This window comes from Arthrobacter sp. FW306-1B-F12A, from assembly GCF_058781865.1.
Genome location: NZ_JBYSXD010000024.1, coordinates 35,958 through 57,958 on the forward strand (window position 1 = coordinate 35,958; position 22,001 = coordinate 57,958).

20 protein-coding genes and 2 tRNA genes are annotated in these 22,001 nt (G+C 64.6%); 15 read left to right on the forward strand and 7 right to left on the reverse strand.

Annotated elements, in window-relative coordinates; translation table 11 throughout:
* The first annotated feature begins 62 nt into the window (after positions 1-62).
* The 4 genes from AC3WJU_RS13005 (at position 63) to AC3WJU_RS13020 (ending at position 1,700) form a co-directional block, all read left to right on the forward strand.
* On the forward strand, positions 63-425 hold the full coding sequence (locus AC3WJU_RS13005) for a LysM peptidoglycan-binding domain-containing protein (RefSeq protein WP_492260050.1): 363 nt from the start codon (positions 63-65) through the stop codon (positions 423-425).
* A 118-nt stretch (positions 426-543) separates the two neighbouring features.
* Positions 544-615: transfer RNA gene (locus AC3WJU_RS13010), tRNA-Thr, on the forward strand.
* 62 nt (positions 616-677) lie between these two features.
* Positions 678-754 (forward strand) — tRNA-Met (locus tag AC3WJU_RS13015).
* A gap of 472 nt (positions 755-1,226) precedes the next feature.
* On the forward strand, positions 1,227-1,700 hold the full coding sequence (locus AC3WJU_RS13020) for a DUF805 domain-containing protein (protein ID WP_306959008.1): 474 nt from the start codon (positions 1,227-1,229) through the stop codon (positions 1,698-1,700).
* A 1,184-nt stretch (positions 1,701-2,884) separates the two neighbouring features.
* Here AC3WJU_RS13020 and AC3WJU_RS13025 read toward each other — a convergent pair.
* Positions 2,885-3,832 (reverse strand): LysM peptidoglycan-binding domain-containing protein, encoded by a 948-nt coding sequence (locus tag AC3WJU_RS13025; RefSeq protein WP_492260051.1) that lies wholly within the window; start codon positions 3,830-3,832, stop codon positions 2,885-2,887.
* 555 nt (positions 3,833-4,387) lie between these two features.
* On the opposite strand from AC3WJU_RS13025, the gene AC3WJU_RS13030 reads away from it, so the two are divergent.
* Positions 4,388-5,044 (forward strand): NAD(P)H-binding protein, encoded by a 657-nt coding sequence (locus AC3WJU_RS13030; RefSeq protein WP_307052467.1) that lies wholly within the window; start codon positions 4,388-4,390, stop codon positions 5,042-5,044.
* 87 nt (positions 5,045-5,131) lie between these two features.
* Entirely contained in the window at positions 5,132-6,703 is a 1,572-nt protein-coding gene (locus tag AC3WJU_RS13035) for a Na+/H+ antiporter (protein WP_492260052.1), read from the forward strand.
* A gap of 63 nt (positions 6,704-6,766) precedes the next feature.
* Here AC3WJU_RS13035 and AC3WJU_RS13040 read toward each other — a convergent pair whose 3' ends face one another.
* Positions 6,767-7,972: an ROK family transcriptional regulator gene (locus tag AC3WJU_RS13040; protein WP_492260053.1), complete on the reverse strand. Its 1,206-nt coding sequence runs from the start codon at positions 7,970-7,972 to the stop codon at positions 6,767-6,769.
* A 108-nt stretch (positions 7,973-8,080) separates the two neighbouring features.
* Here AC3WJU_RS13040 and AC3WJU_RS13045 point away from each other — a divergent pair, with 108 nt between their 5' ends.
* Positions 8,081-9,775, forward strand: a complete 1,695-nt coding sequence (locus AC3WJU_RS13045; RefSeq protein WP_492260054.1) for a glycoside hydrolase family 13 protein — start codon at positions 8,081-8,083, stop codon at positions 9,773-9,775.
* A 105-nt stretch (positions 9,776-9,880) separates the two neighbouring features.
* Positions 9,881-10,846 carry an aldo/keto reductase gene (locus AC3WJU_RS13050; protein WP_492260055.1) on the forward strand — a complete coding sequence of 322 codons (966 nt, stop codon included), beginning with the start codon at positions 9,881-9,883 and terminating at the stop codon, positions 10,844-10,846.
* Positions 10,847-10,953: 107 nt separating this feature from the next.
* On the opposite strand, the gene AC3WJU_RS13055 is transcribed toward AC3WJU_RS13050, so the two are convergent.
* The 4 genes from AC3WJU_RS13055 to AC3WJU_RS13070 are packed head-to-tail and all read right to left on the reverse strand — an operon-like array spanning position 10,954 to position 14,808.
* A complete protein-coding gene (locus tag AC3WJU_RS13055; protein ID WP_492260056.1) occupies positions 10,954-11,874 on the reverse strand; it encodes a TauD/TfdA dioxygenase family protein in 921 nt (306 codons plus the stop codon).
* A 53-nt stretch (positions 11,875-11,927) separates the two neighbouring features.
* Positions 11,928-12,836: an ABC transporter permease gene (locus AC3WJU_RS13060; protein WP_492260057.1), complete on the reverse strand. Its 909-nt coding sequence runs from the start codon at positions 12,834-12,836 to the stop codon at positions 11,928-11,930.
* Positions 12,836-13,759 (reverse strand): ABC transporter ATP-binding protein, encoded by a 924-nt coding sequence (locus tag AC3WJU_RS13065; protein WP_492260058.1) that lies wholly within the window; start codon positions 13,757-13,759, stop codon positions 12,836-12,838. The genes AC3WJU_RS13060 and AC3WJU_RS13065 overlap by 1 nt, the downstream gene beginning before the upstream one ends.
* Positions 13,759-14,808, reverse strand: a complete 1,050-nt coding sequence (locus AC3WJU_RS13070; RefSeq protein ID WP_492260059.1) for an ABC transporter substrate-binding protein — start codon at positions 14,806-14,808, stop codon at positions 13,759-13,761. Before AC3WJU_RS13070 ends, AC3WJU_RS13065 begins: the two co-directional genes overlap by 1 nt.
* Before the next feature lie 414 nt (positions 14,809-15,222).
* Between AC3WJU_RS13070 and AC3WJU_RS13075 the strand changes: the two genes are divergently transcribed.
* The 7 genes from AC3WJU_RS13075 (at position 15,223) to AC3WJU_RS13105 (ending at position 21,460) form a co-directional block, all read left to right on the forward strand.
* Entirely contained in the window at positions 15,223-16,086 is an 864-nt protein-coding gene (locus tag AC3WJU_RS13075; RefSeq protein ID WP_078108043.1) for an HpcH/HpaI aldolase/citrate lyase family protein, read from the forward strand.
* Positions 16,087-16,328: 242 nt separating this feature from the next.
* Positions 16,329-16,553 (forward strand): DUF3188 domain-containing protein, encoded by a 225-nt coding sequence (locus tag AC3WJU_RS13080; protein ID WP_059387331.1) that lies wholly within the window; start codon positions 16,329-16,331, stop codon positions 16,551-16,553.
* A gap of 17 nt (positions 16,554-16,570) precedes the next feature.
* Positions 16,571-18,070, forward strand: coding sequence for an FAD-dependent monooxygenase (locus tag AC3WJU_RS13085; RefSeq protein WP_492260060.1), 1,500 nt, complete (start codon positions 16,571-16,573; stop codon positions 18,068-18,070).
* Positions 18,071-18,115: 45 nt separating this feature from the next.
* Entirely contained in the window at positions 18,116-18,565 is a 450-nt protein-coding gene (locus AC3WJU_RS13090; RefSeq protein WP_492260061.1) for an FAS1-like dehydratase domain-containing protein, read from the forward strand.
* Between the two features lie 2 nt (positions 18,566-18,567).
* On the forward strand, positions 18,568-19,005 hold the full coding sequence (locus AC3WJU_RS13095) for a MaoC family dehydratase (RefSeq protein ID WP_306958998.1): 438 nt from the start codon (positions 18,568-18,570) through the stop codon (positions 19,003-19,005).
* Positions 19,002-20,324: an MFS transporter gene (locus tag AC3WJU_RS13100; protein ID WP_492260062.1), complete on the forward strand. Its 1,323-nt coding sequence runs from the start codon at positions 19,002-19,004 to the stop codon at positions 20,322-20,324. Before AC3WJU_RS13095 ends, AC3WJU_RS13100 begins: the two co-directional genes overlap by 4 nt.
* Before the next feature lie 68 nt (positions 20,325-20,392).
* Entirely contained in the window at positions 20,393-21,460 is a 1,068-nt protein-coding gene (locus AC3WJU_RS13105) for a UDP-N-acetylmuramate dehydrogenase (RefSeq protein WP_492260063.1), read from the forward strand.
* 20 nt (positions 21,461-21,480) lie between these two features.
* On the opposite strand, the gene AC3WJU_RS13110 is transcribed toward AC3WJU_RS13105, so the two are convergent.
* A complete protein-coding gene (locus AC3WJU_RS13110; protein ID WP_284991063.1) occupies positions 21,481-21,951 on the reverse strand; it encodes a hypothetical protein in 471 nt (156 codons plus the stop codon).
* Positions 21,952-22,001 lie beyond the last annotated feature (50 nt).

The window sequence follows — 22,001 nt, forward strand, 5'->3', positions numbered from 1 at the left end:
GGTGGCCCCACTTTAGCGCCCGCCCAGGTTCCGCGCTTGCCCGGCTGTGGAAAGCTAGGTTCATGGGATTCCTCGATGGGTTGAAGAAGAACCTCGGCTTCGAGAAGGCCGAACGCAAGCCGACTGGACGGCCGTCTGAGGCCCCACAGGAGGCCGCTGAAGCCTCACCGGGGGAGACGGTCCAAAGCCCGGGTCCGGAGCCGTCAGTGGAGGCTCCCGTGGCGCCCGGCCCCGCACTGCCCGACGCCGGTGCTTCCGCCGCCAACGCAGGGCCGGTCACGGAAGTCGTAGTGGAGGCCGACGATACCCTCAGCGGCATCGCCTTGCAGTTCGGGGTTGACTTGGGTGCCCTGATCGCCGTAAACGCGGACACCGTGCCCAACCCGGACCACATCTACCCTGGCCAAGTGCTCCGACTGCCCTGATTCGGACCCTTTCCTGCCCAAGAAAACGGGGCGGATGCAAATTGTGTCGGTGCCGTTTTTCCCTGTCCCGCAGCCGATTTGTGGCCTGAGAAATCGTCCGGTAGAGTATTTACTCGTTGCCCCCCTAGCTCAGTGGTAGAGCGCGTTCTTGGTAAGAACGAGGTCACCGGATCGATTCCGGTGGGGGGCTCTGAATGAGGGCCTGTGTCAAGGCGGTTTTTGACCGGCTTGACGCAGGTTTTTCTCATTCGTGGCGGTGTAGCTCAGTTGGTTAGAGCGCACGACTCATAATCGTGAGGTCGGGAGATCGAGCCTCCCCACCGCTACCAAGTAAAACCCCCGGAATCCGCGAGATTCCGGGGGTTTTTCGTTTTCGGCGCTAGCTGATGGACGCCAAGGTATAACCACTCCCGCGGCGCACACCAAACAACGGCCTCCGCGCGTTTGGAGCCCCCACCCCTGCATCTTAGGCCGCCGAGCCCGGTGTTGGTCCAAGTGAATTAGAGGAGAAATCTGGGCGGTAGCCACAAGGCCACTGGATGCTTGCCGTAAAGATTTCGTAAAGATCGTGACGAAATGGCGCTACTTGCCGATAGTTTCGGACGCGCCGCCATCTGAGGTTTCCCCCAATTCTCGGGTGGTACGCATCTAGAAAGATGGCCCGCCGCCTGTGGTTCCCCCAATTCTCAGGCGGCGGCGCCCTTCGAAGATGTCCAAGTCCTATGCACGGAACTCAACGTGGGTACGGCGCGTCGTAACTCGCGATCACCCTCGAACTTACTCGTCTATTTAGGAGATCCATTGTCGTACCAGCAGCAACAAACCACCCAGTTTGGCAGCGCCATTCCGCTTTGGGCCCCGTACTATGGTGCACCGATCGGCGAGGCGGCACGCCGGTTCTTCAAGAAGTACGCCACGTTCACCGGCCGGGCCAGCCGTAGCGAGTACTGGTGGTGGACCCTCATCTCGGTTGTCGTCACCACCGTGCTGAACATCGTCATGTCCGTAGCTGGCTCCGCCGGTGCCACCGTCAATGACTCCGGAGCTATGGTCCCGGGTCCCGGGGCGATGGTCGGCGTCATCCTCCTGGTCATCTGGGGTCTGGCAGTCGTCGTCCCGTCTCTGGCCCTCACTGTCCGCCGCCTCCACGATGTGAACTTCAGTGGCTGGATGATCTTGATCGGCCTCGTCCCGTTCCTCGGTGGACTGGCGCTGCTCGTCTTCACGATCCTGCCGTCCAAGCCGGAAGGCCAGCGGTTCGACGTCCCCGCCTAGCTCCAAATCACAGGACAGCCTGAAGGGTCATCGGCCGTGATGCCGGTGGCCCTTCAGTGTCTTCCTCGATTGAGTTTCCTGCCAGGCAGCGACGAACGAAACCCATTGGGTGGGCGTGGAGGGCGCAGCGGCCGGCGCGTCATCGCGCGATACTGGCCGGCATCTCCCGCGCACGGAAGGGCTTGGTGATGAAGCCGTCCGCTCCGGAGCCCATCCGCCGGCCAGTGAAGCCTGCTCTGTGCCTTCGCGAAGCCCGCAAGTTTGCTGGGCACTTGCCGTAAAGATTTCGTAAAGATCCTGCTGAAAAGCTGAGAGCGCGCGCAGCCTGCCGATAGTTTTTAGAAGCGCCGCCACTTGGGTGTCCCCCAATCCTCAGGTGGCGGCGCTTCTTGAAGATCACGGCCAGGGCCTCAGTTACCTGAGCAAAACAGATTCTTCCATAAGCATGTGGCGCCTGGTTGGCGCGCGAGCTGACAGTCTTAGTGAAATCTTGATCTTTTCTTAGTGTTTCCTTGAGGTTCACCCTGTAGTGGGCCGGTTTCGTCTGTCGGCCATCTCAAGCTACGATCAGGAGGTTGTCCGGACCGAAAGGCATCCCTGCTCGTGGATTTTGGCCGCTTTCTCATTGACCTTGTGGTCTTCGTTGGCATCACAGTTGTGCTGATGTGCTCGCTCCACCTGCTCGTGCTGTGGCGCTCGAAGCGGAAGTACAGGAAGCTCTCGCGCCCGGAGCCACGGGCACTTCCGGGCCACGATGCCGAAGCCCGTCCGGAAAGGCCAGGTCCGGCACGCATTCGCGACCAACCGGCGACTGTCAGTGGCGGCCAAAGGCCATGACAATGGCTACTATCGCCGCGACGACCAGCACCGTCGCAACCCAGATCCATTGTTGTCCGTCCAAGTTCGCCCCAATCTCAGGTCTTGATCCAGTCTCCCAAACCGGAGGTTGTTGAGCGAGGTCTTGTGGGGAAGATCGAAAGCCCACCCTTGCAGAAGCAGGCCGGAAGCGTTCAGCTTCCGGCCTGCTTTTTCAGCCAGGAAGGGAGTCCGGGTGCCTCCCTTCCTGACCTTCTTTGAGAAGCGATCCCGCGCAACACCCCGACGACACGCCCTCTACGGGGCCTTCTAAAATTCAATGAGGGTCAGGAAGGGCGCTCGCCCAGCCCGCGCCGACGGGAGCGCCCTTAGTTCAGCGCGATGACCAGCATCTGGTTGGTGCCCGGGATGCACGTCTGCAGTATCGCCCGGGGGAAGCCGCCGAATACTGCTGCGACGTTGTTTGTCGTCCCGCCTTGGGGCACCTGGCCGCGAGCTGTCACGGTGTATGTGCCGTAACCGGGAATGCTCACCGTCTCGCCGACGCCGATACCCGAGAATCGTGCCCACCCGCCGCAGAAATCATGTTCTGTAATGAAAAGCGAATAGGCGTCCGTCGGAGTGAAATGGATCGGGCCAATGCAACTGTCCACAGCCGCCTGGCCGCCGGAGCCCGCAACATAGATGGTCCGCACCGCCGGAGCCGGAGCCGGAGCCGGAGCAGGCGCGGGCGCAGGCGCCGGAGCGGGGGCCGGTGCCGGAGCGGGTGCCGGAGCCGCGTCAACCGGCGGCCCGGTCAGCTTCAGCACCTGGCCGGGCACGATCACGGAATACGCACTGAGCCCATTGGCTGCCAGCATCGCATCGACGTCGACGCCGAATCGGGCGGCTATCGAGCCAACGGTGTCGCCGCTGACCACCGTGTAGGCGTTCGTGTCGGGCGCCGGAGCAGGCGCAGGAGCAGGAGCGGGTGGAGCAGCGGCTGCGACCGGCGCCGCTGCAGGAGCTGACGGCGCGACGGCGGCCGGTGCCGGTGCCGGTGTGGGACTGTCAACCGGCGTCGGACTGGCAACCGCCGGGGAAGGTGCGGCAATCCCGGCTCCCGAACCGACGTGTGTGGCGTTTGCAGCGCTCGCGCCTGGGGCAAGGACCTGTGTGTAGTTCTGCATCGTCACGGCCGCAATGGCGACCACCGCCACAATTGCCCAAGTGGCTATTGATGCCTTGTACCTGGTGACAGTTCTTACCCCCGCGGATATCAGGGCGAGGACGCTGCCTCCACTGATCCCGCCGTGTCTGTACTCCTGCTGATACATGTCGAATCCCCGTAGCTCATCGTTTCTGGGGCCGGCCGGTTGGCGGCCCCGGGAAGTGATACGCAGGCGCAGGGGATGGCGCTCGTTGAGACCCTTTTGCTTAAATGCGCAGCACTGAGGAAGCCCTCATGTCCGCCCATTTCGAAGAGATCCATCAACGGGATGTAACCCGGTTATTTGGATAAGTCCATCAATGAGATTTATGAAATGAGGTATTCCTTTTCCTGCTGCAGGTGATTTGAGTGTAGGAATGGGTAATTCGCTCCACACGAGTGGGTGCCACTTGCTTTTATTTCCGGCCGGCCACCAAACACTCGCAAGTCTTCTTCGGCGTCGGGAGGGGTGCCCCCAAGGCCCGGACTTCCGGCCTTCCGGCCAGGGTGGCGATTTTGTTTAAACTAAGTCTACTTAGTAATTAGTAGTCAGATTTGTCCGGAGAACTGACGAATTCAGCAATGGGCTCCGCAAATGCGGAGCGGCGATTTTCCGGGAATTCATCCACCGTCTGCGGGCGGGCTTGGCCGCTTCGCTTGACCACTGCGACAGAATGGGTCCATGAGTCGAATCGCAATCATCGGCGGCCACGGCAAGGTGGCCTTGCACCTGTCCCGCATCCTGAGCAACGAAGGTCACGCGGTCACTTCCTTTATCCGCAATCCGGAACACGCGCCCGAGGTCGAAGTGACGGGCGCGGCCCCGGTGGTGCTCGACGTCGAGAATTCGACGACGGCGGAGATCGCGTCGGCGCTTGACGGCCACGACGCCGTGGTGTGGTCCGCCGGGGCAGGCGGAGGCAATCCGCAACGTACTTATGCCGTAGACAGGGATGCCGCCATCCGCTCGATGGATGCCGCGGCACAATCCGGCATCACCCGCTATGTGATGGTGTCCTACTTCGGCGCAGGACCCAGCCACGGCGTTCCCGAGGACAACAGCTTCTACGCCTACGCGGAGGCCAAAGCCGCGGCGGACGAGTACCTGCGCGCTACTGATCTCGACTGGACGATCCTTGGCCCGGGTGCGCTGACCAGCAATCCGGGGTCTGCGCTCATTGAGGTAAGCCCCGCGGACCCGAGTACCGGGACGGAAACTTCACGGGCCAATGTTGCCTTGGTGGCTGCCGCCGTCTTGGAACTGCCCGAGACTGTCCGCCGCACCATCGAGTTCAGGGACGGCTCAATGCCCGTGGTGGAGGCTCTCACCGCGTCCTAACCGCGCCCCGCCGGGATATGTTGGTAGGGCTAGTCCCTCGGCAGGCGCCCGGGACGCCGCCGCTACGACGTCTGGCGAATCGGGAACATGGACCAGTTGGCACTCATTGTTGGACTGCTTCTTGCAACGGTCGTGGCCGTGGGCCTGGGGGACCGCTTGCGGCTCCCGTACCCGGTGCTGATGCTCTTGCTGGCTGCGGCTATGACCTTCATTCCGGGCTTCCCGGACTTTGATCTTGCGCCTGAACTGATCCTCCCGATCTTCCTTCCGCCGCTGCTGTTCGCAACCGCCCAGAAGAGTTCCTGGGCCGTCTTCCGGGTCCGGTGGCGGACGCTTCTGCTCATGGCTGTGGCGCTCGTCGTGGTATCGACGGCGGTTGTTGCCGGTGCCGCGTGGCTCATGATTCCGGGGATCGGCATTCCTGCGGCGATCGCACTCGGTGCCATGGTGGCCCCGCCGGACCCCGTCGCGGTTGAATCCGTTGCCGGACGCGTCCACATGCCGCGCAGGCTCATTACCGTGCTGCAGAGCGAGGGCTTGTTCAACGACGCCGCCGCGATCGTGATCTTCCAGGCCGCGGTGGCGGCGACGGTTTCCGGCACCAAGCTGGGTGCCGGCGTCGTGCTCCAATTCGTCATCGGTGCTGCCTTGGCTGTCATTGTCGGCATTGCGATGGGCTGGTTGACGAGGCTGATCACCCAGCTGGTCACCTCCATGGTGGCCCGCAGCGCCGTGACCCTGGTGATTCCCTTCGCTGCCTACATCCTTGCGGAAGAGCTGCACGCCTCGGGAGTGATCGCCGTCGTCGTCACCGCCCTCGAAACGCAGCGGCACGCGCGGTCCCAGGACGCCGCCGAGCGCGTCACCCGCACCGCCTTCTGGGACGTGGTGGAACTTCTCGCCACGGGCCTGGCGTTCGGCCTTGTGGGGCTGGAGATCCGGCATGTGATCCGGGACGAAGGGGCGGCCATATATGGCATGATCGGCCCCGCCGTGGCGGTGTGCGTGCTCGTGTTCGTTGTCCGCTTCGCTTGGCTCGGGCTTTTGGCAATCTCGGCCCGCAAGCGGAAAAACCTGCTGCAGCCGGCCTCGCCCAAGGAGGTCCTGATCCTGACGTGGTGCGGCATGCGCGGCCTCGCGACGCTGGCCCTCGCCTTGGCCCTTCCTCTGACTATCGCAGAGGGCAGCGACTTCCCTGCCCGCCACGAGATCCTGGTCATCGCCTGCGCGGTACTGCTGGCCACCCTGGTGCTGCCGGGGCTGACCCTTCCGTGGCTCATGCGCGTGCTCAAGGCATCCGAAGGCGGTTCGCACGAAAAGGATGCCGCGCGGCTCCTGGCCAAGCGCGCCCAGACCGCCGCCATCTCCGCACTGAAGGAACACGATCTGATGAAGGAGTTGCCGGCGGACAAGGTGGCCCTCGTCAAGGAAAAGATGACCCGCCTGCATGCCGAGTTGCTTGACGGGACATTGAAGAACGAGTCGGACGCCGAAAAGCGACAGCGCGGCAGGGAACTGGCGATCGCGGTCCAGACCATCGCCCTCGACGCCGCGCGCCAGGAAGTGGTCGCCGCGCGGAGCGAGCCCGGCATGGATCCCGAGGTCGCGGACAGGGTCCTGCGCCAGCTGGACCTCCGCACGATGGCGATGCCGGAATAGCCCCGGGCGCCTAGGACGCCGACGAGTGCGCCGACGGGAAACCCGGTCAAGCCGTCGAAGAGCCTAGGCCCGCCGCAACACCAGATCCAAGGAGTTCTTCTCCACTCGGTCCAGGGCATGGCGCACCGCGCCGATACCCACAATCGCATCGCCCAAAGGGGACGCGGCCAACCGCAGGGGAGTGGCTGTGTAACTGGCCAGCTTCCGGGCGGCAGGCTCAAGAAGGACCGACGCCGAATCCGCCACCGCGCCGCCGATCACCACGAGTTCCGGGTTGAGCAAAATGGCCACCGTCGAGACCACCCGGGCCAGCCGGTCCGAGAGCCGGTCCAGGATGTCCAGCGCAACCTTGTCACCCTGGGCCGCAGCGGCGAACACGTGTTGGGCCGTCACCTCGCCGCCCGGCGCGGCCGCGGTCCGCAGCGTCGTTTTCGACTCCCCCGCCAGGGCTTCTGCCGCCCATAGCCTGGCAAGCGCGGCGAGGCCGTCGGCGGAGCCCACGCCCTCCACCATGTCCAGATAGGCCATTTCACCCGCGCCCCCGGCAGTACCGTGCAGCAAACGGCCGGATTCCACCAGGCCCGCACCGAAACGCTCCCCGGCCAGGAGTACGGCCAGGTCTTGGACGCCGCCGCCCGCACCGCGCCAACATTCGCCCAATGCCGCCAAGTTGGCATCGTTCTCCAGTACTACCTCCCATCCGTGGAGATCGTGCAGGGCCTTCTTCAGCCCGACGTCGAACAGGCGCCAGAACGGCTGGCTGACGAGGATGTTTCCGTCGCGGCCCACCGGGGCGGCGAGCCCCACCGTCACCGCCAGGACTTGGTCCGGCGCCACTCCGGCAGCCTCGAGGGCGAGCAGCGCGGTTTGGCTGATCACCCCGATCCGTTCCTCCGCTTCGATCGCCCTTCCGCGGAATGGCTTGCTCGCCCGACCGACCGTTTTTCCGCGCAGATCGGCCACCACCACCGTGGTCTTGAGGACGCCGACGTCGATTCCCAAGACGCAACCGGCACTTTCGTCGAGTTCGAAGCGCCGCGCGGGGCGGCCCTTCTGGTACGCGCCGAAATCGCGCTGGTTCTCCAACTCGCGGATCCAGCCACGGGCCATGAGGTCTTCGCACACGGAAAGGGTGGTGGCGCGGGTCAGTCCGGTAGCGTCCATCAGCTCCGAAACGGTCACTGCGTTGGAGGAACGGATGACCCCGAGCACGGTGGCCGCGTTGAACCGCCGGAGCATCTGCGGAGTGGCAGTCGCGATATCAGGCATGGCTGTTGACCTTCTGTAGGTATGCGTCACATAATACTTGAGGTACTAAATTTAGATTCTAAATAAAAGTCCCATCCATCGAAGCGTCGACACAGAACAGGATTCCCTTTGTCCTCCACCGCCACCATGGCAACTCACAACGACTCCGAGCGCATGGCCGATCCCAACTGGTGGCGCCAAGCGGCTGTCTACCAGATCTACCCGCGCAGTTTTTCGGATGCGAACGGCGACGGACTGGGCGACATCAAGGGCATTACCGCCAAGGTTCCTTACCTGAAATCCCTCGGCATTGACGCCGTCTGGTTGAGCCCGTTCTACCCCTCGGCCCTGGCTGACGGTGGTTACGACGTCGATGACTACCGCAACGTGGACCCCAAGCTGGGCACCCTTGCAGACTTCGATGAGATGGCGGCCGCACTGCACGCTGCGGGCATCAAGCTGATCGCGGACATCGTCCCGAACCACTCCTCGGACAGGCACGAATGGTTCAAGGAAGCGTTGGCGTCACCGAAGGGTTCGGCTGCCCGTGAACGCTACATCTTCCGCGACGGCCTGGGCGAGAACGGCGAGCTGCCCCCGGCGGACTGGGACTCGATTTTCGGCGGCCCGGCCTGGGAGCGCATCACCGAACCGGACGGCACCCCGGGACAGTGGTACATGCACATCTTCACCAAGGAGCAGCCGGACTTCAACTGGGACAACCCCGAGGTTCGTGAAGACTTCCTGAAGACCCTCCGCTTCTGGTCCGACCGTGGCGTGGACGGCTTCCGCATCGACGTCGCCCATGCCCTCACGAAGGACCTGCCGGAGGTCCTGCCCTCCAAGACCGAGCTGCCCAAGGAAGGCGAAAACGCCTTGGGTGAGCACCCGTTCTGGGACCGCGATGAGGTGCACGAGATCTACGCCGAGTGGCGCAAGGTCTTCAACGAGTACAACCCGCCCCGGACGGCCGTCGCCGAAGCGTGGGTCCACGCGGACCGCCGCGCCCGCTACGCCAGCCCCGAAGGACTGGGCCAGGCGTTCAACTTCGACCTCCTCCAGGCCGATTTCGACGCCGAACAGTTCCGCACGATTATCACCAAGAACCTCGGCGAGGCCGCGGCATCCGGTGCTTCGTCCACCTGGGTTTTCTCCAACCACGACGTCGTTCGGCACGCCACCCGCTACGGCCTGCCCGCGGGCGGCGGCCGGGACGGCTTGGGCCAGGACGGCAAGCAATGGCTGCTCGACGGCGGTTCGGCCGCCGAGGTCGACGCCGAGCTCGGCTTGCGCCGCGCCCGCGCAGCCTCGTTGCTCATGTTCGCACTGCCGGGTTCCGCGTACCTGTACCAGGGCGAAGAACTTGGCCTGCAGGAAGTCGGCGACATCGCGGCCGGCCAGCGCCAGGACCCCGCGTTCTTCCGCAACCCGGGAGTGGACGTCGGCCGGGACGGCTGCCGTGTCCCGCTGCCGTGGACCAGCGAAGGTTCCTCGTTCGGTTTCGGCGAGGGACATGCCCACTTGCCGCAGCCTGAATGGTTCGCGGGCTACGCAGTGGAGGCGCAGGACAACGTTCCCGGTTCCACGCTTGAGCTGTACCGCAAGGCCCTGGAACTGCGTTCGGAACTGCGGGCGGCCGAGGACCTTGAATGGATCCCCTCCGGCAACGAGTCGGTGCTGCACTTCGCGCGGCCCAACGGCTGGCGGTCGGTGACGAACTTCGGCACCGAGCCGGTGGCACTTCCGGAAGGCACCGTCGTCGTGAGCAGCGCACCGCTCGACGGCGGCAAGCTCCCGGCAAACACGACCGCCTGGATCGTCTAACCCGCTAACCCGCACCCCCCTACCCAACTGGCCCGCAGTTAACGTCGTTTTGAAGGCTGTAAACGACAACAACTGCGGGCCAGTTGCACGTGAAAGAGTTGGAAAATGACTGCACAAAGTGAAACAGCCGCGGGCCGGCTCATCTACGGCTGCATGGGCCTTGGAGGTCCCTGGGAGGGCAGCGAATACGCAGCTGCCGAGATCGAGCAGGCCGCGGCCGCGATCGAGGCCGCCATCGGCATCGGGATCACCCTGTTCGACCACGCCGACATCTACCGCACCGGCAAGTCCGAGGCCGTCTTCGGTGAAGTCCTGGCTCAGACGCCGGGGCTGCGGGATAAGATCCAGCTCCAGACCAAGTGCGGAATCCGGCTAAGCCGGCCTGGGGTCGACGGACACTACGACCTCAGCAAGGACGCCATCCTGGAGCGGGTCAATGGAAGCCTGGAACGGCTGAGGACCGACTACGTCGACGTGCTGCTTCTCCACCGCCCCGACCCCCTGATGGAACCCGCGGAGGTGGCGTCCGCCGTCGGGCAACTCATGGCGGAAGGCAAGGTGCGGCAATTGGGCGTGTCCAACATGTCGGGCGCGCAGATCGCTTTCCTGCAGGACCGGCTGGAGGTGCCGATCGTGGTCAACCAGCTGGAAATGAGCCTGCACCGGCGGGCATGGCTCGAGAGCACGGTCCTGGTCAACCATGATGATGCCCTCGGCTACAGTTTCCCGCACGGCACTTTGGAACACTGCGTCGCGCAGGGGATTGAGCTGCAGGCCTACGGTTCCCTCGCCCAGGGCCGGTACACGGGCTCGACGCCGGATGCCCCGACTGCCGCGGACGCTGCGACTTCCGCTCTTGTCGCCGAGCTTGCGGAAGCAAAGGGTGTCACTCCCGAGGCCGTGTTGTTGGGGTGGCTCATGAAGCATCCGGCACGCATTTCCCCGGTGCTCGGCAGTTCCAACCCTGCGCGGATCGCTGCCTGCGCGGACGCTGCCGCCGTTGCCGCAGCCATGACGCGCGCTGAGTGGTATGGCCTGTGGGTGGCTGCGCGGGGCAGCAAGCTCCCCTAAGGCGCGTTAAACCCAACTAGCTCGCATTAGATGTCGTTATGAGCCCTGAAAACGACATTAAATGCGAGCTAGTTGGCTAAGGCAGCTACAACAGCACATGCGTGCTACTACAGCGGCGCGACAACTGAGTAGGTGCTCGAGTCACCTTGGATCGACTGGCTCGGCTTGCCGTCCACGCCCACCGGGATGTCGCCGGCGATGGTCACTCGGTTGAGCTTGCGCGGCTGGCCGTCGTAGTTGTCCGGCGCGTAGTGCTGGGTGATGCGGTTGTCGAAGAGCACCAGCTGGTTCGGCTCCCAGTTCACGCGCACCACGTTCTCCGGACGGGTGACGTAAGCCTGGAGCAAGCGGATGATGTCCTTCGATTCGGTGTTGGACAGCCCCACGATCCGAAGGCGCTGCGCGAAGCCCCCAATGAACAATCCGCGCTCCCCGGTCAGGGGATGGACACGCACCACGGGGTGGGCGGTTTCGAACTTGATTCGGGTGAATTCCTTGCGGCGCTCATCGGCGTTCTCATGTTCCAGGTTCTTCGGCACCGAGTAGTCGTAGTCGTTGGTGTGGATGGCCCAGAGCGTGTCCGCGAAGCTCCGGAGCTCGTCCGGCAAGTCTGCGTACGCTCCCGCCGAAGAAGCAATCAGGGTTTCGCCTCCATAGGACGGAAGATCGATGCTGCGCAGAGTGGAAGCCTGCGGCGGGTTGACCACGAATGTGACGTCGGTGTGCCAATTGTTGGCGGAACCGTTCTCGCTGTCCACGGGCAGGACGTTCTCTTCGCCCTCCACGGAGGCCACGGTCGGATGGGCAGTGGTGAGCGGGCCGAAATGGCTGGCGAATTTCACCTGGGCCTCGTCGCTGAGAATGTTGGCCTCCCGGAAAACGAGGGCCTTGTGTTCGTTGAGCGCGGCCCGGATCTGCCCCACGGTTTCCGGGGAGAGATCGCCGCTGACGTCGAAGCCGCGGATTTCGGCGCCGATCCGGGATCCGAGCTTGGCGAATTCGAGTTTGGTTTCGGTAATGATGGACATTTTTGTTCCTTTTCTGTTGTGACTTGGTTGTGACTAGATGGATGGATTGACGGTCAGGACCCGCTCCCGACGGCGGTCCGCCAGCGGGAGAAATGCCGTTCCAGGGCTACAAGGAGGAAATTCACGGCCAAGCCCAGAAGGGACACCGTGAGGATGCCGGCGTACATGTCCGGGATGAGGAAGCTGCTCTGGGCATTCACGATCAGGTAACCGAGCCCGGCCTTCGCCCCCACCATTTCCGCGGCGATCAACACCAGGATGGACGCCGTGCCGGCCATGCGGATTCCCGTGAAAATGGTGGGCACCGCGGAAGGCAGGATCACTTTGCGGAAGAGCGAAAGGCTTGAGAGGCCGAGCGACTTCGCGGCCCGGATGAGCAGCGGGTCCACCGTCTTCACCCCGGCGATCGTGTTCAGCAGGACCGGAAAGAACGCCGCGTAGGCCACGATGCTGATCTTGGACTCCTCGCCGATCCCGAGGAGCAGCGTGAACACAGGCAGCAGGGCAAGCGCGGCTGTGTTCCGGAACAGTTCCAGGAGCGGGTTCAGCACCGCATTGAGCCGCCCGTACCAGGCGATCAGCAAACCGAGAGTAACGCCAGCCACGAGGGCTGCGCCGAATCCCGTCACCGAACGGGTGAGGCTCGCGGCCAAATGCCCCTGGATGGTGCCGGATTCGAACAGCTTCCCCCATGCTTCCAGGACCACATGCAATGGCGGCAGGAATACCCGGGTCGAGGGGCTGGCCAGATATGTCGGCCCGAGTTCCCAGAGAGCCAAGAAGGCGATGATCCCCGCGGCCTTCCACAGGCCGGAACCGGCGCGGGCGGCGGCGGTCCGCACAAAGGCGAGAGTCGCCGTCGTGCTCAGACGCCCCGCCTCAACGGAACCGGAGTGCCCGACGGCGGGAGCTTGCTTGGGTGCGGCGCTCGCCGCGGGCTGTTGCGTGAGAGTCGTGGTCATCAGGCCGCGCTCCTTTCGAGAGTTGTTCCCGGGACTTCATCCGGGGCCGTGCCGTCGGGCAGGATCTTGCGATGGCCGGCATCCTGGGCAAGGCGGACTTCGTCGTGCAACAGGGTCCAGACCTTGTGCCGTTGTTCGACGAAGGCGGGGTGCGAGCGGATGTCGTCCCCGCCGTCGCGGTCCGGGATGTCCACGTCCACGATTTGCTTGAGCTGTCCGGGCCGGGCGCTGAGGACGGCGACGCGCTGCCCCAGGTACACGGCCTCGTCGATGCCGTGGGTGATGAAGACGATTGTCTTGCCCGTGGCCCGCCAGATCCGCAGGAGTTCGTCCTGGAGTTGTTCACGCGTCTGGGCGTCCAACGCGGCGAAGGGTTCATCCATGAGGAGCACATCGGGCTCGTAGGCGAGGCTCCGGGCAATGGCCACCCTCTGCTTCATGCCGCCCGAAAGCTCATGCGGGAAACGGTCCTCGAAGCCCGCCAAGCCAACCAGCTTGAGGTATTCGCTTGCCCTGGCAGCACGTTCGCGGCGGTTGAGCTTGCGCCCGTCGGTTCCCTTGCCTTCGAGCCCGATCGACACGTTGGCCGACGCCGTGCGCCAGGGGAAGAGTGCGTACTGCTGGAAAACCACGGCACGGTCCTTTCCGGGTCCCGTCACAGGCTGGCCGTCCACCAATACCTCGCCGGAGGTGGGCGTGGACAGGCCAGCCAGGAGGTCCAGCAAGGTGGTCTTGCCGGAACCGCTGGGCCCCACCAAGGTGAGGAACTCGCCGTCGCGCACGTCCAAGCTGAGGGAACTAATAGCGGTCAGTGTGGTGGGCTCTTTCGCGCCTGGCTTGCCTGTCGCGCCGGCCCTGCCGCCTTTTCCGGGGCGGACGGTGAATTGCTTGGTGACATTTCGGAGGCTGATTTTGGCGGTCATCACTTTCCCTTCGCGGTACTTGGGGTTGGGGCGCTTGCTGCGAGATCGTTGAATTTGTTGGTGTAGTACTTCGCCGGTGTGAGGTCGTTCTTGACGATCCCCGAGCTCTTCAGCCACGCGGACCAGCGGGTGAAGTCCTCGTCCTTGATCACGCCGTTGTCGGGGACGCCAGGGCTCTTCCAGTACTGCAGGTTCGCGGTGCTCTCATTGCGTCCGCGGGCGTCGATGATCTTCTTGAAGCGCGCGATCACTTGGTCGCGCGGCGTCTCGGTCTCCCACTTGATGGCCTTGGCCACGCCCGTAGCGAAGATCCGGGCTGTGTTGGGGTTCTTGTCGATGAAGTCGTTGCGGAGCACGTACTGCCCGCCGGCAAAGGTGCCGAAGAGTTCATAGTCGTTGAAGAGCGAGCGCAGTCCACCGGCGGCAACGGCATGGTCCTGCAGGACCCCGCCCAAGCTTCCAACATCAACCTGGCCGCGGCGTACGGCTTCTTCGGTGTCGTTGGGCGCGAGCACTACCAGCTGTACCTGCTTGATTTCGTCCTGACTGAGGCCGTTCTTGCTGAGGTAGGTGTTGATGACGGCTTCCGAATGTGCGCCCAGGGTGTTGACGGCGATCTTCTTGCCGATGAGGTCCCTGGCGGTCTTGATGGGGCTGTCCGCCTTGACGTAGAAGCCGTTGAAGGTCTTGGCATCTTCGCCGTAATAGTTCACGACGGCGGTCACGGGAGCCCCTGCCTCGATCAGCTTCACGACGGCCCCGGCGAACGCGCCGCCGAAGTCGGTCTGGTTGGTGGCAGCCGACTGGATGTCCTGGGGGCCGCTGGTGGTGTTGCCTACCCAGTTGAGTTTGATGTCGCCCAGGTAACCGAGGTCCGCCGCCAGTTCAGGGAGGCCGACGTTGTTGGCCGAGCCTTGGTAGCGGAGTTCTTTGACTTCTGCTTGACCGGCTGTTTGGTCTCCCGCTTGGGCATTGCCGCCGCAGCCGGTCACCGTCAGCGCAAGTACGACGGCGGCCGCGACGCTTAGCAGGGGCTGGTGCAGTTTCATGGGAGCTACTTTCTGGGGAGTGGAATTCGTGGGTCCGGACCTGGTCTGGAGTAGACCGAACTGCCGGTGGGAACGATGTAAGCGCATGTCCACTGGTCAGGGGAAGCCCGGCAGTAACCCTCGGAAACGCCGGGAAACCGGGGGCAATCCGGCGAAATCCCCGCGCAACTCCGGGCAACAGGGGGACACATTTCGCCCTGCGTCGCTGGGTTGAGCTGGTTTGAGCTGCGGGCTCCCCAAAGCGCGCCAAACCCAACTACCTCGCATTAGATGTCGTTTTGACGGCTCATAAGGACAACAACTGCGAGTTAGTTGGGGGCGGGGCCTCCTGTCACAATCGTTTTGTTCGTATTGATGCTCACACCGGTGCCCGATTCTTAGCGTTCCCGGCGGCTGGCCGGATACGGTAGATACATGACGTCTAGCACCGCCGCCGAGTCCATTCGGTCAACCCGCAACATTCCCGCCGAGATTGCACGCTCCTGGCTCCTCGTGAACGCCATGAAGACGGAGCTTTTCGACCAGTCGGCCTCATCGCGTGCGGACGCCATCATCCTTGACATCGAAGACGCCGTGGACCCGTCCCAGAAGGACATTGCCCGCGAGAACGTCATCAACTGGCTGACCGCCGGCGGCCAGGCATGGGTCCGCATCAACGACGCCACGAGCCCGTTCTGGGCCGATGACCTCGCCGGACTGCGTGGCACGCCCGGCCTGCTGGGCGTCATGCTGGCCAAGACCGAGTCCGCGGACCAGGTCACCGAGTCCTTCCACCGCATGGACGGAAAGACCCCGGTCATCCCGCTCGTGGAGTCGGCCCTCGGCATCGAGGAAGCCAACCACATCGCCCGCGCACAGGGTGCCTTCCGCCTCGCCTTCGGTTCGGGCGACTTCCGCCGGGACACCGGCATGGCCGCCACGCCGGAAGCGATGGCCTACCCGCGTGCCAAGCTCGTCGTCGCCAGCCGCGTGGGCAACCTGCCGGGCCCCATCGACGGCCCCACCGTCGGCACCAACCACCCGATTCTGCGCGAGCAGACCGGCATTACGGTGACCATGGGCATGACCGGCAAGCTTTGCCTGGCCATTGACCAGACCACGGTCATCAACGAGGTCATCAGCCCGACGCCGTCGGACGTCGCTTGGGCCACCGACTTCATGAACGACTTCGAAGCCAACGGCAGGGTCATCCGCGACGGCTCCGACCTCCCGCGCCTGGGCCGCGCCGAAAAGATCATGAAGCTTGCCGTTGCCTTCGGGGTCCAGCCCTCCCTCTAAGGGCTCCCGCCGACGCTAGAGCTCCCTCCGACGCTAGCTCACTTACATCCGGTTTTTTCAGGACGCTCGCTCACTTTTGACGGCAATTCCCGAAACCCTCCTGCAGATGATCTGCGCGAGCGTTGGTGGATTGGCGGCCATAGGTGAGCGGGCGTTCGTTGGCGACCGGCCATAGGTGAGCGGGCGTTCGTTGGTGTTGGGTCCTGACTCGACGCTTCTGACAAGTGCCCTAAACTTGGGGGGTGCTGAACGAATTCTGGGCCACGGCCTCTACCGCCTACAAGACGCTGGTTTTCAGCGCGATGGGGCTTATCGCCGTCGGGATCATCCTGACGATCATCGGCAACACCTCCCATAACCAAGGCCTTGCGCTGACGTCATTGTTCGTGATCGGGCTCGGCCTGGTCCTGCATGTCGTGGGCATGGTGGTCCGCGGACAGCAGGTCCGCAAGGGCTTGAAGAAGTAGCCTGGCGGAACATGGCGATGACCAAGCATGCGGTGGTAATCGCCGGAGGAGGCCCCACAGGGTTGATGCTGGCGGGCGAACTGGCGTTGGCCGGCGTCGACGTCGCGATCGTCGAGCGACGTCCCAACCAGGATCTCGCCGGATCCCGTGCAGGCGGTTTGCACTCACGCACCATCGAGGTCCTCGATCAGCGCGGAATCGCTGATCGCTTCCTGTCCGAGGGGCAAATAGCCCAGGTCGCGGGGTTCGGCGGCGTCCGTTTCGACATCAGCGACTTTCCCACCCGGCACAACTACGGGCTCGGGCTGTGGCAGAACCACATCGAGCGCATTCTGGCGGGCTGGGTCGCCGAGCTGACCGTGCCGATCTATTACGGACGCGAGGTGACCGGTTTCGCGCAGGACGCTACCGGCGTCGACGTCGAGTTGTCCGACGGCGGGCCGTTGCGCGCAGAGTACCTCGTCGGGTGCGACGGCGGCCGCAGCCTGGTCCGCAAAGCAGCCGGCATCGAGTTCCCCGGATGGGATCCGACCACCAGTGCCCTGATCGCCCAGGTCGAGATGGCCGAGCAGCCGCCCTTGGGCGTCCACACCAATCCTTTCGGTATCCACTCCTTCGGCAAGCTGGATTACAAGATTCTCGACGGCAAGGTGGTCTACGCGGATGGCGGGCCCGTGGGGGTCATGGTGACCGAACAGCACATCGGACCCACCACCGAACCGACCCTCCAAGACCTGAGCAACGCGCTCATCGCCGTATGCGGGACGGATTACGGGGTCCACGGTCCTATCTGGATCTCCAGGTTCACCGATATGACCCGGCAGGCCGCAAGCTACCGCGACGGACGGGTCCTGCTCGCCGGCGACGCGTCGCACGTTCATGCGCCCGACGGCGGACAGGGCCTCAACACCGGCGTGCAGGATGCCGTGAACCTGGGATGGAAGCTGGCCCAAGTGGTCAAGGGGACATCGCCGGAAAGCCTCCTCGATAGCTACCATGCCGAGCGCCATCCGGTGGCCGCCCGCGTGCTGCGCAATACGATGGCGAGTGTCGCGCTTCGCCGCCCGGACGACCGCACGAAGGCTGTGGGCGAGGTCATGGCCGAGCTGCTCGGCATGGAGGAACCGCGCAAGCGCTTCGCCGCGATGCAATCCGGCCTCGACGTACATTACGACGTCGGCAATGGGCACCCGCTGCTCGGACGACGCATGCCCGATCTCGACCTCGTCACCGCGGACGGGCCGATTCGCGTCTTCAGCCTGCTGCACGATGCCCGGCCGGCGCTCCTCAACCTCGGCGAACCCGGCACCATCGACATCACACCCTGGGCAGACCGTGTTCAGCTGATAGATGCCACATACCTTGGTGCGTGGGAGCTTCCGGCACTCGGCGAGGTCAGTCCTCCTGCCGCCGTGTTGATCCGGCCGGATGGATACGTGGCCTGGGTGGGAGACGGCACCCAAGCGGGCCTTGCCGACGCGCTCACCAGATGGTTCGGACCGCCTGCCTCGGGGTAGCGGTCCGGCTCTACGTACCGGCTCCCGGGCCGATAGGGTTGGACTATGACTATTAACCCGGACTTGCAGGGCCGCAGCTACCCTGCCGCAGAGGTGTACGACGTCGGCCGCGAAAAGATCCGGGAGTTCGCCCGGGCCGTGAAGGCCACCCATCCCGCCCACTTCGACGTCGAAGCCGCCAAGGCCCTGGGCCACAGCGACCTCGTGGCCCCGCCGACCTTCGCGATCATCGTCGCCCAGCGGGCCGATGCCCAGCTGATCGAGGACCCCGATTCCGGGATTGACTTCAGCCGCGTGGTTCACGCCGACCAGCGCTTCACCCACCACCGCCCGATCGTTGCCGGAGATCAGTTGCGGGCCGAACTGCACGTCGACGGCGTCCGCGCCATGGGCGGCGGGGCCATGATCACGACTCGTTCGGAAATCACGACGGTGGACGGCGAAAGGGTCTCTACTACCACCTCGTCCATCCTGGTCCGCGGAGAGGGACAGTAACCATGAGCATGAAACTTGAAGAACTTACTGTCGGGCAGGAAATCGGCACCCGCAGCATCGAGGTCACGCGCCAGGACCTGGTCAAGTACGCCGGCGCATCCGGCGACTTCAACCCGATCCACTGGAACGAATCCTTCGCCACCGGCGTCGAGCTTCCCGGAGTCATCGCGCACGGTATGTTCACCATGGGCTCCGCCGTGCAATTGGTGAGCGACTGGGCCGGCGACCCCGCCGCCGTCGTCGACTACCAGACGCGCTTCACCAAACCGGTGCTGGTCGCCGACACCACCGGTACCAGTGAGCCCGGTGCCGTGATCGAGGTTGCCGGAGTGGTGGGAGCGCTCGACGCCGAAGCCGGCACCGCGCGCATCGACCTGACCGTCACCTTCGCCGGCCAGAAGGTCCTCATGAAGTCCCAGGCCGTTGTGAAACTCGCTTGAGCCGGCTGCAACAATCAGCTCCTCGCGCCACCGCGGCGGAATTGTCGCGGTGGCGTACTGCTGTGGTGACCGCGTACGGCGCCAGTGGCCTGGCCTTCTCGTCGTGGGTGTCCCGCTTACCGGCGATCCGCGATGGCCTGAACCTGACGCCCGGCACGGTAGGCCTCCTGCTGATGTGCATGACGGTGGCATCGTTCCTCTCCGTGTCCGCATCCGGGGTGATCGTGATCCGGCTCGGATCACGACTGACCACGCGGATCGGCGGCGCCATGGTGGGCCTCGGCCTGGCGGTCGCCGGTTTTGGCACGTCCGTGCTGGCAAACCCGGTGGTCGTGGCGCTTGGACTCATGGTGGTCGGCCTCGGCACGGCCAGCTGGAACACGGCGTCCAATGTAGAGGGAGCGTCACTGGAACGCGCCCTTGAACGGCACATCATGCCCCGCCTCCACGGATCCTTCAGCCTCGGCACCGTTGCGGGCGCGGCTCTTGGCGCGTGGGCCGCTGCCGCGGGACTGCCGGTCTTCTGGCATCTGGCAGCGGCCGGCCTGGTGGTCGCCGTCTCCGTGGTGACGGCCGCTGCCTGGTTCCGTGCGGACATCACCCGCCATACCATTGCAGGAGGTACCGCAAAGGCCTTTAAGCCCGAAAAGCCGGACACCTTCGAAGATCCTTCAACCGGCCCCTTGCCCGTCATCCAGCCCGGCCAGCAGGGACCGGCCGAACCCTTGGACAGCAAGCGCATGGTGGCCCGGGCATGGCGCGAACGCCGGACCCTCCTGCTTGGATTGCTCGTCCTGGGGCTCGCCCTGGCTGAGGGCGCGGCGGGTGACTGGGTGGCCTTGGCGTTGGCCGATGGCCACGGTCAATCCGACGCTGCCGGAGCCATCGGTTATGGAATCTTCGTGACCTTCATGACTGTGGGCCGCTTTGCCGGGACCGTGGTCCTGGATCGCTTCGGGCGGGTGCCCGTGATGCGTTGGTGCTCGGCCACGGCTGTGGTGGGGTTGGCACTCTTTGTCTTCGCTCCGGTGCCGTGGCTCGCCTTCGCGGCCCTGGCCATCTGGGGCCTGGGTGCCTCTTTGGGGTTCCCGGTGGGAATGTCCGCTGCCGCGGACGATCCAGCACACGCAGCGGCCCGGGTATCGGTCGTCTCGACGATCGGCTATGGGGCCTTCCTTTGCGGTCCGCCGCTCTTGGGCTTGCTGGCGGAGCACTTCGGCATCCTGCATTCCTTGCTTGCCGTCCTGGTCCTGCTCGTCGCGAGCTTCTTCCTGGCGCCCATCTCGCGGAAGCGCGCGCCTGAGCCGGCCCGTCCCTGAGTCGGCCAGCCTTGCGGAAGCCCGTCCCTGAGTCGGCCAGCGCAGGCAATCCCCGCTAGGCTTGTTCGGTGACCCAGACGATGCTTTCCGAACTGACCACGGCCGCCGTTGGCGGCCCTGCCGGCACCTTTGTGGAGGCCCGCACCGAAGGGGAAATCATCGATGCCGTCCGTTCGGCGGACGCCGCGGGCGAGAAATTGCTCATCATCGGCGGGGGATCCAACCTTCTGATCTCGGACACCGGATACCCCGGCACTGTGCTCAAGATCGCGTCGCAAGGCTTCACCGTGAACTCGGAGGATAGTTGCGGGGGCGTTTCCGTGGTGGTCCAAGCGGGGCACAACTGGGACACCCTCGTGGAGCACTCGGTGCTGCATGCGTGGTCCGGACTGGAAGCCCTCTCTGGCATCCCCGGAGCCACCGGCGCCACTCCTGTGCAGAATGTGGGCGCCTACGGTGCTGACGTGTCCCAGACCATCGCAGCGGTCCGTAGCTGGGACCGGGAACGCAACGCCGTGCAAACCTTCACCAACTCCGAGCTTAAGTTCGGCTACCGGGACTCCATCCTCAAACAGACCACCACCGAGGGCTCACCCCGTTACGTGGTGCTGACGGTTGAATTCCAGCTGCCGCTCGGACGCATGAGCGCGCCTATCCGCTACGCGGAGCTGGCCCGGTCCCTCGGAGTCGAGGCCGGGAAGCGCGCGTACTCCAACGACGTCCGGCGCGAAGTCCTGCGGCTGCGTGCCTCCAAGGGGATGGTCCTGGACGCTTCGGACAGGGACACGTATTCCACGGGTTCCTTCTTCACCAATCCGATTGTCCCGGCCGCAGCGGCCGCATCGCTGCCCGAGGGAGCGCCGCAGTACCCGGCTGGAAACGATGGCCTCGTCAAGCTGTCGGCGGCCTGGCTGATCGACCAGGCCGGCTTCGGAAAGGGCTTCGGACTCGATCCATCCAGCGTGTCCGGGGGCCGCGCCTCGCTGTCCACCAAACACACCCTGGCCATCACCAACAGGGGAGGAGCCAGCGCGGAGGACATGGTGGCGATCGCGCGCGAGGTGCGCCGCGGCGTCGTCGAGCGCTTCGGCATTGAACTGCACCCGGAACCGCTACTGATCGGCCTCGCGCTGTAGGAACCCGAGGGCTATGCGCGTCAGCGCTTTCCGCTCGGGAGGACCTTGTTGAGCAACAGGAACGTCAGCCCGCAGCTGGCGGCCCCCAAGAGGAAGATCTGGCTGAACGCTATGCTCTGCGGCGACGGACCGCCGGGCGAAATCCAGCCGGCTGCCGCGAAGCCTGCCACGCCCAGGAGCATGACGACGGCGGCGAGCAGGAAACTGCGCACTTGATCGTTTGCGCTTGTCTGGAACCCTGATTCGGGGTCGTCAACGTGCCGATCGGACGATGGCTGGCACGCGGCAGCAAGGCCTAGGAGGAGGGCTGCGGCGCCGGTGGCGGCAAGTCCCACTTCCTGGACAGCCTGCATCGACGGGGACAGTCGAACCCCCGCACCAACCGCTATTGCCAGGCCGCAGACAAGCCCGACGGCGGCGGCGCACCAACCAGCGGCTGCTAACCGCCGGCTGAGCGGCCGCAGCAGCGGACCTAACTCACCGAACAGCATTCCCCTAGCGTAGGAGGGCCCGCTGGTAGGCCCCTGTGAGCGGCATGGGA